The sequence below is a fragment of the Klebsiella sp. BIGb0138 genome (assembly GCF_004342285.1).
Classification (GTDB): domain Bacteria; phylum Pseudomonadota; class Gammaproteobacteria; order Enterobacterales; family Enterobacteriaceae; genus Klebsiella.
In genome coordinates, this window is sequence record NZ_SMCV01000010.1 from 110,525 (window position 1) to 124,685 (window position 14,161).

Genomic DNA, 14,161 nt, shown 5'->3' on the forward strand with positions numbered 1-14,161 from the left:
GCATAAACATTACCTTGATGAGTGCTGTACCGAGCGCCCTCGCCGGGCGTTATTAATGGGGAATATAATAAAAAGGACAATAAATTGAAAAAGATTAATTATGAGGAGTTGCGCGTATATAGAAAAAGACCGATTACGCTGCTGCGCTCCTTAGGTTATGCCATGAACGATCTCAACGGGTCGGCATGGGGAACGTTGGTCGGCTCTTACCTGATGATATTCCTCAGCACCTGGGCGGGGTTAAATGCCGGGGTGGTGGGCACCATGTTATTCGCGCTGAAAATACTGGATATGATCGTCTGTGGCGTGATTGGCGGCGTTTCCGATCAGCTCTTCCGCACGGCAATCGGGCGTAGACTGGGGCGCCGGCATATTTTATTTTTGATCGGCGCGACGCTCACCTTAATCTGTTTTCCGCTGCTGTTTACGGTCCATGTCGGCTCTTATCTGTGGTATTTCGTGGTGCTGTTCCTGCTTGATACCGCCCAATCGTTTAATAATATTGCCTATGAAACGCTCGCTACGGAAATGACCGATAAAGCGCACGAGCGGGTGAAGCTGAGCTCCGTGCGGATGTTTGTCTCCGCCTTTGGCACCTTCGCCGTCACCGGTTTGCCGGCGGTGCTGCTGGCGATGCTGGGCAGCGATAGCGCCCAGGCCTACACCATTTCCGGGATTGTGTTTGGCATTGTTCTGTTTGCCGGAACCGTCATTACCTGGCTGACAACCTGGGAGTTTTCCCCAGGATATGTTGCAGCGTTCGAGAACAGCGCTAAAGAGCAGCGGTCGAAAAATATTATTTACTCTATCAATGAATATCTTCATGTGATGAGAACCAAAGCCTGCCGCCGAACCTGTGTTATCTATTTTGTATCCTACTTCGCGAAGGACTGTTTCAATACCGCCTTTTTCTTCTACGTCGTATTTATCCTGGGTCTGTCGCAGGGGATGGCGCAGACCGCTTCGTCGCTCTCTATTATTGGATTGATCGTGGTGCCGATCGCCACCTTTTTTATGTTTAAATTCGGGCCGAAATGGCTGTGGTCAATGGCATTTTCGCTGATGATCGCCGTCCTCATTTATTATCTGGGGCTATATGTCTTTCATATTCAGCTCTCCGATGGCGCGGCCTTTGTGACCATTCTGATATTGTCAGCCTTATTCCAGATTGGCCGCCAGACGATGGAATATACGGTGTGGAACGTGATTCCGCTGGTGCCGGATGTTGATACTCTGGTTTCCACCAAGCTGCGGGCAGGAACCTTTGCCGCCTGCCAGACTTTTACCCGTAAATTAACCGGCGCGATCGGCTCGGCGATTATTGGCTGGATCCTCGCATTTGGCGGATTTGATAAATCGCTGGCGGTGCAAACGCCCGCGGCACAAATGGCTATCATGACCGCATTTATTTTTATTCCGCTCATTTGCCTGATTTACTCCCTGTATCTGATTCGCACCTTCAATCTGAATCCGCAAACCCACAAGGTCGTTAAGGCCGAGATGGACCGCCTGCAGCAGGGGGGCGCCAAAGAGGACGTAGACCCGAGAACCCGGGCCATCGTCGAGGATCTCACCGGCTACGCTTATGATGAAATTTGGGATGTAAAAAAATGACCACCTATATTGCCAGCGACAATACCGACCTGCAGACCCTGATTGACGAGGCCGCCCGGACGGCCAGCGAGGAGCAGCGCGCAGAGATTCTCTTTCCTCCGGGGACCTGGCTGACGGGGCCGTTGACCCTGCACAGCCATATGACCCTCACCCTGGAGGCTGGGGCAACGATCCGCTTTATTGCCGACCCGCAGCTCTACCCGCCGGTCTGGACGCGCTGGGAGGGGATCGAATGCTATGCGCTGCATCCGCTTCTGTACGCCGCGGATGCCTGCAACATTACCCTTCGCGGGGCGGGGGTGATTGAGGGGGCCGGTCAGTGGTGGTGGGATACGTTCCGTCAGATTGAAGAGGAGGACCGCCAGGCGCCACGGGAAAGCTGGGAGCTGCAGCTGGCGGCGCTGAATCCGGATTACCGTTCTCGCCCCGGCGGCGGCGGGCGTCCTCAGACCCAGTTCCTGCGCCCGCCGCTGGTTCAGTTCTGGAAATGCTCGGCGATTCGCCTGCAGGGGATCACCTTGCAGAACTCCCCGTTCTGGACCCTGCATACCGTCTATTCCCGTGACATCGTCATCAGCGGAGTGAAAATCCTCAATCCGGCCGATGCCATCAATACCGATGCCATCGATCTGGATTCTTCCGAGAATATTACGATCGAGGATTGTCTGTTGGATGTGGGTGACGATGCGATTACCTTAAAATCCGGCTCGGGGGCGGACGGCCTGCGCATCAACAGACCCACCCGCAACGTCACGGCGCGCCGCTGTCGTATCCTCGCCAGCCATGGCGGCATCGCCATTGGTTCGGAAACGGCGGGGGGGATTGAAAATGTGTCGGTGAGCGATTGCGTTTTCGAAGGTACCCAGCGGGCGATTCGCCTGAAATCGCGGCGTGGACGAGGCGGTACGATTAAAAACATCACGTTGCGCGATTTGACGATGGATGGCTGCTGGTGTCCGATTGTGATCGGTCAATATTTTGCCCCTGGCGTGCTGGCGCATGAACGCGAGGTAACGCTTTCCGAACGGCCGCAGCCGCTGAGCGCAATGACGCCGCACATCCGCGATATCCAGATTGAGAATGTGCTGGCGACCAACGTGCTCTCCAGCGCCGCGTTTATTGTCGGGCTACCGGAAGCGCCGATCGACAATGTGCGCATCAGAAACTTTAGCTACACGCTGGCGCCTGAAGAACGGCTGCTGGAGACCTGGAATACGGAGCCCACGGAAGGGCATTTTCACGACGACGATCGCGGTATTAAGGTGATTAACGCCCGAAATGTGAAAATTCAGTAACCCAGCGCGGCAGGCGGCGCCTCAACCCGGGGCCTGAACGTTGTCAGGCCCCGGGTCAGTTGCAGGCGACGCTTGTTACCACTTCATCTCTCCGGTATTCACTTTCGCGCTGAGCTCGAGAGAACTCTCTTCCGCCAGGTTTGGCCAGCGCTGCTTCATTTCGGCAATCACTCCGGCGGAATCTTGATGGGCTTTCAGCGCCTGCTCAAACTGCTGCAGATAGTCGCGGGTGAAAACAATCGCGCGATCGCCGGCCGGCGGCGTCCCGAGATAGTGGCCCGGAATCACCTGCTGCGGGTGCAGGGCGGCCATGTCGTCGAGCGTGGTGCGCCACTGCTGACGACTTTCCGCGCTCTGGGTGTCGGCGGTCCAGACGTGCATGCCCCAGGCCACGCCGGTGCCGCCGAGGATCGCTTTATTAGCCGGGATCCAGACGAAGGCCGCATAGCGCTGCGGCTGGAGGATCTGGACTTTCTCACCGTCGATGGTAAAGGCGTTAGCTTCGATGACCTGCGGCGTATAAAGCTGCTTCGGCGCGCCGTCTTTCATCTGCGGGCCCCAGAAGGCCAGTTTTGCCGATTTGGTCGCCTCAATGTGCTTAACCACCTCGGAGGTCGCCACGATTTTTGCCTGCGGGAAGGCCTTCACCAGCGGCTCAAGGCCGAAGTAAAAGTCCGGGTCGCCGGAGGTGATGACGATGCGGGTCAGCTTTTTGCCGCTTTTACGGATCATCTCCACCAGCTTCTCGCCGTCTTTAACGCTGAACTGCGCGTCAAACAGCACCGCCTCATGCGGGCCGGAGGCCAGCGTCGAGTTGACGGCGAAAATGCCTTTATCCTGCGGGTTATAGGTCTGCAGTGTTAAAGGGGCGGCAAAAGCGGCGCTGCTGAACAGCGCGGCGGCGATGGCAAGGGCGGATAATTTCATGGTGTTTTTCTCAATGTCAGATGAATAGCGCTATTGTACGTACTTCCTGATTTGCGAAAATTCCTGAAAAAAGAGATGCTGAGTTTCATAAAACGTGCAGATGGAAACAAGGAATGGACAGAATTATCGCCGCGCAGGTCTACATGCGGATTTGCGAACTGGGGAGCCTGAGCGCGGCAGCCCGCGCGCTGGGGATGTCGCGGCCGATGGTCAGCCGCTATCTGGAACAGATGGAACATTGGGCCGGAACCCGGCTGATACACCGTTCGACCCGCAAGCTTACCTTAACAGCCGCCGGGGAAAAGGTGCTGCAAAAAACACGCAGTCTGACGCAGCTGTCTGACGAAATCGCCGGGCAGACCGAGCGCGCGGTGCCCAGCGGGACGCTGCGCGTCGCCTGCGCCCACTTTACGGCCATGCAGCTGATTTCGCCGCTGCTGCCGGATTTCCTCGCCCGCTATCCACAGCTGCGTCTGGAGCTGGATATCAATAACCATCCGGTGAGTCTGATCGGCGAGCGGATAGACGTCGCGATTCGGATTACCGACAACCCGGAGCCGGGGGCCATTGCCCGCCGGCTCGGCGTCTGCCGTTCGGTGCTGTGCGCGTCACCGCGCTGGCTGCAGCTGCACGGACAGCCGCAGACGCTGGCGGATCTGACCCGGCATAACTGCCTGCACTACAGCCATTTCGCCACGCCAACCTGGCAGTTCAGCGATCCGCAGGGCGAAACCGTCTCCGTGGCGGTCTCCGGCAACCTGAGCGCCGGGATCTCCTCATTGCTGCTGGAAGCCGCGGTGGCCGGCTGCGGCATTGCGATGCTGCCGGAGCTGGAGGCGCAGCGCGCCCTGAACAGCGGTGCGCTAAAGCCGGTGCTCCCGGACTGGACGCCGAAAGCGCTTAGCGTGTATGGAATCTATCTCTCACGTGACTATCAGCCCAGCGCGCTGCCGCTGTTTCTTGACGAGGTCCAGCAGCAGCTGGCGCAACTCAGCTAAGCAGAACGGATAACGCCTGCGAGGGCCTGCTTAAAGGAGCGTTTGCACAGATAAAACTGCGGGTGGCCGGGGATAATTCACGCGCCCGCCATGTGTATGAGGTCAGCGGCTTGCGGGTCACCGGTGTCAGTATGAGTCAGAATATTGACGAGCAATAGCGCCGGTGACGATTGAGGCATTCTTCATCAATAGCATGTCGAATACCGCATCCGGGCCTATACTTAGTCCTTTCACGGCAAATAAGGAGCGAATTCATGGCAATTCATAAGAAAGGTCAGGCGCACTGGGAAGGCGATCTCAAAAGCGGTAAGGGGACGGTTTCGACGGAGAGCGGGGCGCTGAGCCAGCAGCCCTACGGTTTCAATACCCGTTTTGAAGGGGTGAAGGGCACTAACCCGGAAGAGCTGATCGGCGCGGCCCATGCCGCCTGCTTTTCCATGGCGCTGTCGCTGATGCTCAGCGAAGAGGGCTACACGGCAACGTCGATTGATACGGTGGCCGTTGTCACCCTGGACAAATCCGACGGCGGGTTTGCGATCACTAAAGTGGCGTTGCAGAGTCAGATTGTGCTTCCGGGCATCGATGCCGATGTCTTTGACGGCATCATTCAGAAAGCCAAAGCCGGTTGCCCGGTTTCGCAGGTGTTAAAAGTCGATATTAGCCTCGATTATCAGCTTAATCCTTGATCGTCCGGTGCCCGTTAACGACGGGCATTCCCTTCCGCGGTTTATACCGATAAAGTCACCTCTGGCACATGAGTCCGGCGCCGAATAATGGTATGTTTTGCTGTCACGGACAGAATCAGGCACAGCAATGACCCGCATACGTGGAATGATAGAAGCTCAGGTACTGGGCTTAACCGGCATGGCGCTGAAAGAGATCGACTTTGAGCATCCGAAAGGGGAGCCGGGACTGTTTGGCCCGCAGTCAGCCATCTGGCAGGTGCATGGCGATTTCACCTCGATGCTCTGCGGCGGCGTGAGCGCGCTGCTCTTGCAGATGCTGCATCCGCTGGCGCTGGCTGGCGTCTGGGACCACTCCAACTTCCGGGAAGATATCTTTGGCCGCCTGCGGCGCACCAGCCAGTTTATTTCCGCCACGACCTTTGGCACCACCGTCGACGCCGAGCGCCTGATTGCCAAAGTGCAGGGTATTCACTTACGGGTCAGCGGGCAGGACAAGGACGGCACGCCTTATGCCGCCAGCGATCCGGAGCTGCTCACCTGGGTTCATGTGGCCGAATGCAGCAGCTTTATGGCTTCACATCTGCGCTATAAGCGCACGGTAGTGAGTCAGGCCCGCCAGGAACAATATTTCCACGAGGCGGGCGAGATCGCCCGTCGTCTGGGGGCGCGGGATATCCCCGTCACCCCGCAGCAGGTTGCGGAGTATTTACACGATATGCGCCCGCGTCTGCGCTGCGATGAACGCACGCGGGAGGTGGCGAAGGTGCTGCTGACTACCCGTTTACCGGGTCGGTTGAGCCGGCCCGTCGGGCATCTGCTGATGCGCGCCGGAATCGATCTACTGCCGCCGTGGGCGCAGGCGATGCTGTCTCTGCCGCTGAGTCCTCTGCAACGGCATACCGCCCGTCTGGCGGTCCACGGCGTGGCGAGAGTGCTGCGCGCTTCGGTGCGCAACGGCGCCTATCATTGCGCGATGCGGCGCATGGCGGTCAATTAACCCACGGCGACGCTAGCCGGAAACCGCTCCGGCCATTATTCAGCGCGAAAAATACCCACGCCACTTATATTTCCAGCCTGCTTAGCGACGCCGTATGGATTAATTTTTTTCTATTCCTTGACATTCCCTCGTTATTTATAGGTTATATGCAGCAACGGCGCAGCGTTAAATCCGCCGCGCGCTTTTCATTTTCGCAAATAGGGTGGGACTCCATGCAGATTAATGAACCTCAGGCCATAACTTTACCGCTGCCGCGCACGGCCATTTTTATCGTCGCCACGGTTGCGCGCTCGGCGGAAAGTCTCGCGCGGGTTCGCGACTGGTGCGATGATTTTGCCGCCGTGGTGCGCTCAGTCGGTACCCGCATGCCTCAGGCCGGGTTGTCCTGCATCTGCGGTTTTGGCGCCGACATCTGGCCTCAGCTGTTTGGCCAGCCGATGCCGAAGCAGCTGCATCCGTTTCGCAGCGTCGGTAGCGGCGAACGCGTGGCCGTCTCAACGCCGGGCGATCTGCTACTGCACATCCGTTCAGATGATATGGGGCTAAGTTTCGAGCTGGCCGCGCAGCTGATGGAAAAACTGGGCAGCGCGGTGACGGTGGTGGATGAAGTCCACGGCTTTCGCTATTTCGACCGACGCGCGATGATTGGCTTCGTCGACGGCAGCGAGAACCCGCAGGGGCGGGCGGCGGCGGATTTCACCCTCATCGGCGATGAAGATGCCGATTTTTCTGGCGGCAGCTATGTGATTGTTCAGAAGTATTTGCATGATATGGCCGGCTGGAACGCCCTCACCGTCGAGCAGCAGGAGCGCATTATCGGACGCAAAAAAATGAGCAACATTGAACTGGACGCCGACGTTAAACCCTCCTGTTCGCACAGCTCGTTAACCACGCTTGAGGAGAACGGCGAGGAGGTGAAAATCCTGCGTGACAACATGCCGTTCGGTAAGCCCGGGATGGGGGAGTTTGGTACCTATTTTATCGGCTATGCCCGTTCGCCGGCGCCGATGGAACAGATGCTGGAAAACATGTTTGTCGGCCGCCCGGCAGGCAATTACGACCGCCTGCTTGACTACAGCCGCCCGGTGACCGGTAGCCTGTTTTTTGTGCCGTCGGCCACGCTGATGGCGTCGTTATCCTCCCGCAGCGGCAATCAGTCACGGCAGTAACAGAATAACCCTGTGGAAATTCGGGGAAAGCAATTTCCCCGCACTTTATTTCATCGCCACGCCCGGCTGGCATATTGCCTGATAAATAAAAAGGGAACATAATTCCGCGGCCATTATTTTCATCGCTAATTAATGGTCAATAGCAACCGCATTATCGCGTGTATGTCCAATAAAATAATCCACTCGGTTAATAGATATTATCTATATCCTAAATAGTGCGAGTTGCAGGACGGCGGCAAGTAAAAGAATCCCCAGGAGCTGACTCAAGTAAGTGACCGGGGAGCGAATACAGCCGCCGCATAGGCAGCTTGAAATATGACGGGTATATAACCAGAATGGGCGTTCAGGAAGTAATACCATGATCATCCGGCCAGAACAACACTGGTTCCTTCGTCTGTTTGACTGGCACGGCTCCGTGCTGTCAAAAATCGTCTTTCGCCTGCTGCTTAATGTCCTGATGTCGATTGTCGCCATCATCAGCTATCAGTGGTATGAGCAGCTGGGGATCCACCTCACCGTGGCGCCCTTTAGCCTGCTGGGGATTGCCATCGCCATTTTTCTCGGGTTCCGCAACAGCGCCAGCTACAACCGCTTTGTGGAAGCGAGAAACCTGTGGGGCACGGTCTTAATTGCCGAACGCACCCTGACGCGCCAGCTAAAAAATATTCTGCCGGCAGAGAGTGCGACGCATAAAAAAATTGCCGGCTACCTGATCGCTTTCAGCTGGAGTCTGAAACACCAGTTACGTAAAACCGACCCTACAGACGATCTTCTCCGCCTGCTGCCCCGCGCTAACGTGACGGAAATCCTCGCCAGTTCGATGCCGACTAACCGGATCTTATTGCTGGTGGGTCATGAGCTGGGTCAACTGCGTGCCGCGGGGAAGGTGAGCGATATCACCTATGGTCTGATGGACAATAAACTCGATGAGCTGGCCCACGTGCTGGGGGGCTGCGAGCGTCTGGCCAGCACGCCGGTGCCCTTCGCCTACACCCTGATTCTGCAGCGTACCGTCTACCTGTTCTGCGCTTTGCTGCCGTTCGCGCTGGTCGGCGATTTGCACTACATGACGCCCTTTGTCTCGGTCTTTATCTCGTACACCTTTCTCTCGTGGGATTCTTTGGCGGAAGAGCTGGAAGATCCGTTTGGCACGGCGGCGAACGATCTGCCGCTTAACGCCATGTGCAATACCATCGAGCGCAACCTGATGGATATGACCGGGCAGCATCCGCTACCGGAAATCATCCAGCCCGATCGGTACTACAACCTGACCTGACCGTCCCCCGTGGTAACTGTTAAATAAGTTAAATCTAACGTGTGATAGATAACATTGATTATACAGTTACGATCCTGATTGTTATGCTTTCGTTAACAAAAACTCCGCTGCCGTCCAGCGCGGTGAGCGGAACGTTATCACGATGCGGATCGCCCGGATAAGACGATTTAACGCACGTATCACCTGCTTATCGAAGGCGCATTCAGGAGTAGATATGACCCAGAAAAGACGCTCAGTACCTGGCGTCCATCCTTACGATGGTCCCGCCGGCGGTTGGGGTGCACTCAAAGCCACGGCCATCGCCGTCCGTACCCAAATGGATGCCCTTGATGCTCCGGTTACGCTGCTACGGACCAACCAGCCTGACGGTTTTGACTGCCCCGGCTGCGCGTGGCCGGACAAAGAACATAAATCCACTTTCCAGTTTTGTGAAAACGGCGCCAAAGCGGTGACCTGGGAAGCGACCAGCAAACGCGTGACGCCGGAGTTCCTGGCGGCGAATACGGTCAGCTCGCTGTTGACCAAAAGCGATTTTGAACTGGAAGGCTACGGGCGTCTGACCCGCCCGCTGGCCTACGATCGCGCCAGCGATACGCTGCGCCCGGTCTCCTGGGAAAGCGCCTTTAGCCGTATTGGCGAGATAATCCGCGGGATGCAGCCGGATGAAGTCGAGTTCTATACCTCCGGCCGCGCCTCGAATGAAGCGGCCTGGCTGTTCCAGCTGTTTGCCCGTGAACTGGGGACCAACAACTTCCCGGATTGCTCCAATATGTGCCATGAGGCGACCAGCGTCGGGCTGCCGCAGTCGATCGGCATCGGCAAAGGGACGGTATCGCTGGATGATTTTGACAACACCGAACTGGTTATCTCCATCGGCCATAATCCGGGAACAAACCACCCGCGCATGATGGGGACCCTGCACGAACTGGCGCGCCGCGGCGTGCCGATCATCGTCTTCAACCCGCTGAAAGAGAGGGCGCTGGAACGTTTTGCCGACCCGCAGAGCGTCATTGAGATGGCGACCTACAGCTCGACCAATATCGCCTCGACCTACTTTCAGGTGAAGGCCGGCGGCGATGCGGCGGCGCTGAAAGGCATTGCCCGGGCGCTGCTGCAGATGGAAGAGACGCGCGGCAACGTCCTGGATCATGCTTTTATCGCCGAACACACTCTGAATTTCCCGGCATTTTCCGCCGATATTCTGGCGACCAGCTGGCAGGATATCGAGCGCGAATCGGGCCTGAAGCGCAGCGATCTTGAGCGGGTTGCCGAGGCGTATGCCAAATCCAACGCCACCATCATCACCTACGGGATGGGCATTACCCAGCACAACAGGGGTACCTCGAACGTCAGGCTGATTGCCGACCTGCTGCTGATGCGCGGCAATATCGGCAAGCCGGGGGCCGGGATCTGCCCGCTGCGCGGTCATTCCAACGTTCAGGGCAACCGTACCGTCGGCATCACTGAAAAACCGGGGGCGGAGTTTCTGGCGAAGCTGCAGGAAGTATTCGGCTTTGTTCCGCCGCAGGGACACGGACACGATGCGGTGAAAGCGCTGCAGGCGATGATCGAAGGGAAATCGAAGGCGCTGCTGTGCCTCGGCGGTAACTTTGCGGTGGCGATGCCCGATCGCGAACGGGCCTTCCCGGCGATGCAGGGGCTGGATCTGAGCGTACATATCGGTACCAAGCTGAACCGTTCGCACCTGCTGGTGGCGAAAGAAACCTTCATTCTGCCATGCCTTGGCCGTACCGAACTGGATATTCAGGAAACCGGACGTCAGTCGATCACCGTCGAAGATTCGATGTCGATGGTGCATGCTTCGTCGGGCAAACTGAAACCGGCCTCGCCGTTCCTGCGTTCTGAACCGGCGATCGTGGCAGGGATGGCAATAGCGACGCTGACCGATACAAAAATCGACTGGCAGGCGCTGGTGGCGGATTACGATCGCATCCGCGAGCTGATTGAACGCACCATTCCGGGCTTTGACAACTACAATGAGCGTATTCGTCACCCGGGGGGTTTCCGTATGCCGCTGCCGCCGACGGAGCGCATCTGGCCGACGCCAACCGGCAAGGCGATGTTCTCGGTATTCCACGGCGTGCATGAAAACGTTCAGGTTGCTGGCGATGATGTGATGTGTCTGGTCACGTTGCGCAGCCACGATCAGTACAACACCACGATCTATGCCATGGATGACCGTTACCGCGGTATCTTTGGCCGCCGCGATGTGCTGTTTATGAATGAACAGGATATGGCGCAGCAGGGGCTGGAGCACGGCGACCGGGTGGATATCACCACCGCGCTGCCCGATAGCGACCTGCGTCTCGAGGATATTACGCTGGTGGCCTACAGCATCGCCCCTGGCACCGTCGGGGCCTATTATCCGGAAGCGAACGTGCTGGTGCCGTTGGATTATCTTGATGAAGAGAGCGGAACGCCATCCTACAAATCAGTGCCGATACGGCTGACCCTGCGCTCGAAAGAGATCGGGCCCGTGGCCGGAATGCGCTAAATCGTCTGCGACTTGCTGCCGGCAGAAGCCGGCAGCAACGACCTCGCTATCCTGGTGTCAGCATTAGCTTGATACCCAGCCCGACAAAACCGGCGGCGAACGCCACCCGTAGCCCCAGCAATACCCGCGGGCGGGTGAGCACGTATCCGCGCATGGCCGCCGCAAATGCCCCGTATAGCATAAATATCAGCAACGTCATCAGCATAAAAGCGCCGCTGAGCGTCAGCATCTCCTGCAGCGGAGTGGCGCTATCGCTGCGGATAAACTGCGGTAAAAAGGCGAGGAAAAAGAGCGGCAGCTTCGGATTGAGGAGATTAATCAGCACCGCGTGGAGTACGATCTCCCGCGGCGATCCGCCGTGCCCGTGACCGTCTGGCGTCAAGGCGTCACCCTGGCGGAGCGTGGTCCACGCCATGTACAGTAGCCAGCCGACGCCGAGCAGCTTAATGGCGGCGAAGGCCGCGGGAACGCGCAGCAGAATCGCCGCCAGTCCGGTGACGGCAGCGAGCAGATGCGGAATGATGCCGAGGGTACAGCCGAGAGCGGCGGCGAAGCTGCTGCCTCTTCCGGCGGTCAGAGCGGTGGCGATGGTATAGAGCGTCCCGGTTCCGGGGGCGATGACGACCATCAGGGCGGTGAAAAGAAACTCAGGACTGATAAGCGACATGGAAGTGTTCCTGCGTGAGAAATCGGTCACGCAGAGTATTTCTTAAGGGCATCAGGGCGTATTGAACAAAATTGCGCTGCCTCTTAGCGCATCGCCTGAACGCTGCCCGGGGTGATGGCGAACTGTTTCTGAAAGGCGCGGGTCAGGTGGCTCTGATCGGCGAAGCCGGCCATCAGCGCGGCCTCGGCAGGGGGATGGCCGCTACGCAGCAGCCGGCGCGCCAGGCGCACCCGGGACTGCACCAGGTAGGCGTGAGGAGTCATGCCGGTTTCACGGGCAAAGCTACGAATCAGCTGAAAGCGGCTGATGCCGCACAGCGCGGCGAGGTTTGCCAGCGAGATCTTTTCCCCGGGAGCATCATCGAGATAGGCTTTTGCCCATGCGATGGCGGGGGAAAAGCGCTGTGCGACCGGTGGGATAACGCGATGGTAGTGGGTTGCCCGCAGCAGGCAGAGCAGAAGCGCCTCTTCGATGGCCGTTTCATCAGCGCCAGGGGCGGTGATTTCGCGAAACAGGCGCAGCATGAGCTGGCGCAGGTGAGGGTCATCAACTACCGGGCGTAACAGGATATCTTCGGCCCTTATGCCGTCCTCAAATTCAGCGGTGACGATCTGCGGCTCGATATACACCATCTGCCAGCTGCGGGGGCCGCGCAGGGGGACGCCGTCGTGTATTTCGCCCGGGTTAACCATGATCATATTCCCGGCCGCGGCGTCGACCTGGCCGATATGACTCCATGAACGCTGGGCCCCATGGGTAAAAATACCCAGACCGAACTGGTCATGCGAATGGCGTGAAAAATGCCGCTCCGTCTGCAGCGTCATGGCTTCAAGACCGGGCAGGGTTAACCGGTGCTGCTGAACGTGATGAAGGCGAGGTTTCATCTGCTTCTCCGGCGTTGGTCACTACGCGAGTGTAGCCCGGTAAGCGCCGGATGGGCAAATGCGGCGTACCTTGTATTTGTCCGATACTGAACGTAACATTTAACTAACATATTTTTTACGGCGCGAGGGGAGTCTGCATCGCGCCCGCGCGTTCGGTCTACGGACGCCAACATGACTGGATTAACAATGGATATCAAACAGCTCAAATACCTGATCGCACTCGATCAAACGCGTCATTTTGGCCAGGCCGCGGCGCAGTGCCATATCACTCAGCCGACGCTGTCGATGCGTATCCGCAATCTGGAAGAGGAGCTCAATCTGGTTCTGATTCAACGCGGGCAGCGGTTTGAGGGGTTTACCGCCGAAGGCGAGCGTATTCTCGCCTGGGCACGGGCGCTGCTGGCGGCGCACGATGGGCTGGAAGCGGAAGCGGCCATTTGCCGCGGTCAGATGGTGGGGCAACTGCGGGTGGGAATGGTACCGCTGGCGAGCCTGAACCCGATGCAGCTGATTAAGCCGTTGACGGAGAAGTACCCCGAGCTTCAGTTCAGCCTGCTGTCGCTGACCTCAGAGCAGATTATTGATGGCGTGAGCCGCAATCAGCTCGATCTGGGGATTTGCTATCTGCACCATGTCGATAGCCAGCTTTTTAACGTGAAGTGGCTCCCGGCGACGCGGATGGGGCTGCTGCATGATAAACGCCATTTTCAGTTCGACGAGGGCATCCCCGGCTGGGATACCCTGGCCGCCTTGCCGCTCGGTTTTCTCACTAAAGGAATGTATTACCGCGAATCCATCGAAATGAGCTTCAAGGGCAAAGGGCTGACGCCGAAATATGTTTTTGAAAGCGACTCCACGTTCCAGATTATTCAGGCGGTCCAGGCGGGCATTTGCTGCGCAATTATGCCGCTCAACAATGGACTGGAGGAGCTGAGCGACAATCTGGAGATTATCCCGATTGCCGAAACGGCAGTGGATTCTATGCTGGCGCTGATCATGCGTAACAAAGAGCCGGTGTCGTCGCTGGCGGAAAAATGCTTTGCCGATGCCCAGGCGATTTTTGGCTAACTAAACGCGGCTTCAGCCGTTCTTTATTTAAACGCCCGGCGGCGCTAATCGCGGGCAATATTCGG

General features: G+C 57.7%; 12 protein-coding genes and 1 pseudogene. 10 read left to right on the top strand and 3 right to left on the bottom strand.

Going from position 1 to position 14,161, the window contains the following annotated elements; translation table 11 throughout:
- The first annotated feature begins 162 nt into the window (after positions 1 to 162).
- Entirely contained in the window at positions 163 to 1,614 is a 1,452-nt protein-coding gene (locus tag EDF73_RS20720) for an MFS transporter (protein ID WP_132730932.1), read from the top strand.
- Positions 1,611 to 2,909, top strand: coding sequence for a glycoside hydrolase family 28 protein (locus EDF73_RS20725; protein ID WP_132730933.1), 1,299 nt, complete (start codon positions 1,611 to 1,613; stop codon positions 2,907 to 2,909). Before EDF73_RS20720 ends, EDF73_RS20725 begins: the two co-directional genes overlap by 4 nt.
- Before the next feature lie 75 nt (positions 2,910 to 2,984).
- Here the strand turns inward: EDF73_RS20725 and EDF73_RS20730 are convergent, their stop codons facing one another.
- Positions 2,985 to 3,836: a Vmh family MBL fold metallo-hydrolase gene (locus EDF73_RS20730; protein ID WP_132730934.1), complete on the bottom strand. Its 852-nt coding sequence runs from the start codon at positions 3,834 to 3,836 to the stop codon at positions 2,985 to 2,987.
- 113 nt (positions 3,837 to 3,949) lie between these two features.
- Here EDF73_RS20730 and EDF73_RS20735 point away from each other — a divergent pair, with 113 nt between their 5' ends.
- From EDF73_RS20735 to EDF73_RS20765, 7 genes and pseudogenes are all read left to right on the top strand, one after another.
- Complete coding sequence (locus EDF73_RS20735; protein WP_132730935.1) at positions 3,950 to 4,834, top strand: LysR family transcriptional regulator; 885 nt, start codon at positions 3,950 to 3,952, stop codon at positions 4,832 to 4,834.
- A gap of 47 nt (positions 4,835 to 4,881) precedes the next feature.
- A pseudogene (locus EDF73_RS27780) lies at positions 4,882 to 4,992 on the top strand (GNAT family N-acetyltransferase); the annotation flags it as partial.
- Between the two features lie 96 nt (positions 4,993 to 5,088).
- Positions 5,089 to 5,520 (top strand): OsmC family protein, encoded by a 432-nt coding sequence (locus EDF73_RS20745; RefSeq protein WP_132730936.1) that lies wholly within the window; start codon positions 5,089 to 5,091, stop codon positions 5,518 to 5,520.
- 127 nt (positions 5,521 to 5,647) lie between these two features.
- Entirely contained in the window at positions 5,648 to 6,517 is an 870-nt protein-coding gene (locus EDF73_RS20750; RefSeq protein ID WP_132730937.1) for an oxygenase MpaB family protein, read from the top strand.
- 212 nt (positions 6,518 to 6,729) lie between these two features.
- Entirely contained in the window at positions 6,730 to 7,686 is a 957-nt protein-coding gene (locus tag EDF73_RS20755; RefSeq protein WP_132730938.1) for a Dyp-type peroxidase, read from the top strand.
- 358 nt (positions 7,687 to 8,044) lie between these two features.
- On the top strand, positions 8,045 to 8,962 hold the full coding sequence (locus tag EDF73_RS20760) for a bestrophin family ion channel (protein ID WP_132730939.1): 918 nt from the start codon (positions 8,045 to 8,047) through the stop codon (positions 8,960 to 8,962).
- 214 nt (positions 8,963 to 9,176) lie between these two features.
- A complete protein-coding gene (locus EDF73_RS20765) occupies positions 9,177 to 11,477 on the top strand; it encodes an FdhF/YdeP family oxidoreductase (RefSeq protein WP_132730940.1) in 2,301 nt (766 codons plus the stop codon).
- Between the two features lie 46 nt (positions 11,478 to 11,523).
- On the opposite strand, the gene EDF73_RS20770 is transcribed toward EDF73_RS20765, so the two are convergent.
- Positions 11,524 to 12,144, bottom strand: a complete 621-nt coding sequence (locus tag EDF73_RS20770) for a LysE family translocator (protein ID WP_132730941.1) — start codon at positions 12,142 to 12,144, stop codon at positions 11,524 to 11,526.
- Positions 12,145 to 12,227: 83 nt separating this feature from the next.
- Positions 12,228 to 13,028, bottom strand: a complete 801-nt coding sequence (locus EDF73_RS20775) for an AraC family transcriptional regulator (RefSeq protein ID WP_132730942.1) — start codon at positions 13,026 to 13,028, stop codon at positions 12,228 to 12,230.
- A 186-nt stretch (positions 13,029 to 13,214) separates the two neighbouring features.
- Between EDF73_RS20775 and EDF73_RS20780 the strand changes: the two genes are divergently transcribed.
- Complete coding sequence (locus EDF73_RS20780; RefSeq protein ID WP_132731007.1) at positions 13,215 to 14,096, top strand: LysR family transcriptional regulator; 882 nt, start codon at positions 13,215 to 13,217, stop codon at positions 14,094 to 14,096.
- The last annotated feature ends 65 nt before the right edge of the window (positions 14,097 to 14,161 follow it).

Bases quoted from the DNA above. Each gene is read 5' to 3' on its own strand.
- EDF73_RS20720 (WP_132730932.1), top strand. From the start codon at position 163: ATGAACGATCTCAACGGGTCGGCATGGGGAACGTTGGTCGGCTCTTAC.
- EDF73_RS20770 (WP_132730941.1), bottom strand. From the start codon at position 12,144: ATGTCGCTTATCAGTCCTGAGTTTCTTTTCACCGCCCTGATGGTCGTC.
- EDF73_RS20750 (WP_132730937.1), top strand. From the start codon at position 5,648: ATGACCCGCATACGTGGAATGATAGAAGCTCAGGTACTGGGCTTAACC.
- EDF73_RS20780 (WP_132731007.1), top strand. From the start codon at position 13,215: ATGGATATCAAACAGCTCAAATACCTGATCGCACTCGATCAAACGCGT.
- EDF73_RS20760 (WP_132730939.1), top strand. From the start codon at position 8,045: ATGATCATCCGGCCAGAACAACACTGGTTCCTTCGTCTGTTTGACTGG.
- EDF73_RS20775 (WP_132730942.1), bottom strand. From the start codon at position 13,028: ATGAAACCTCGCCTTCATCACGTTCAGCAGCACCGGTTAACCCTGCCC.
- EDF73_RS20730 (WP_132730934.1), bottom strand. From the start codon at position 3,836: ATGAAATTATCCGCCCTTGCCATCGCCGCCGCGCTGTTCAGCAGCGCC.
- EDF73_RS20755 (WP_132730938.1), top strand. From the start codon at position 6,730: ATGCAGATTAATGAACCTCAGGCCATAACTTTACCGCTGCCGCGCACG.
- EDF73_RS20765 (WP_132730940.1), top strand. From the start codon at position 9,177: ATGACCCAGAAAAGACGCTCAGTACCTGGCGTCCATCCTTACGATGGT.
- EDF73_RS20745 (WP_132730936.1), top strand. From the start codon at position 5,089: ATGGCAATTCATAAGAAAGGTCAGGCGCACTGGGAAGGCGATCTCAAA.
- EDF73_RS20735 (WP_132730935.1), top strand. From the start codon at position 3,950: ATGGACAGAATTATCGCCGCGCAGGTCTACATGCGGATTTGCGAACTG.
- EDF73_RS20725 (WP_132730933.1), top strand. From the start codon at position 1,611: ATGACCACCTATATTGCCAGCGACAATACCGACCTGCAGACCCTGATT.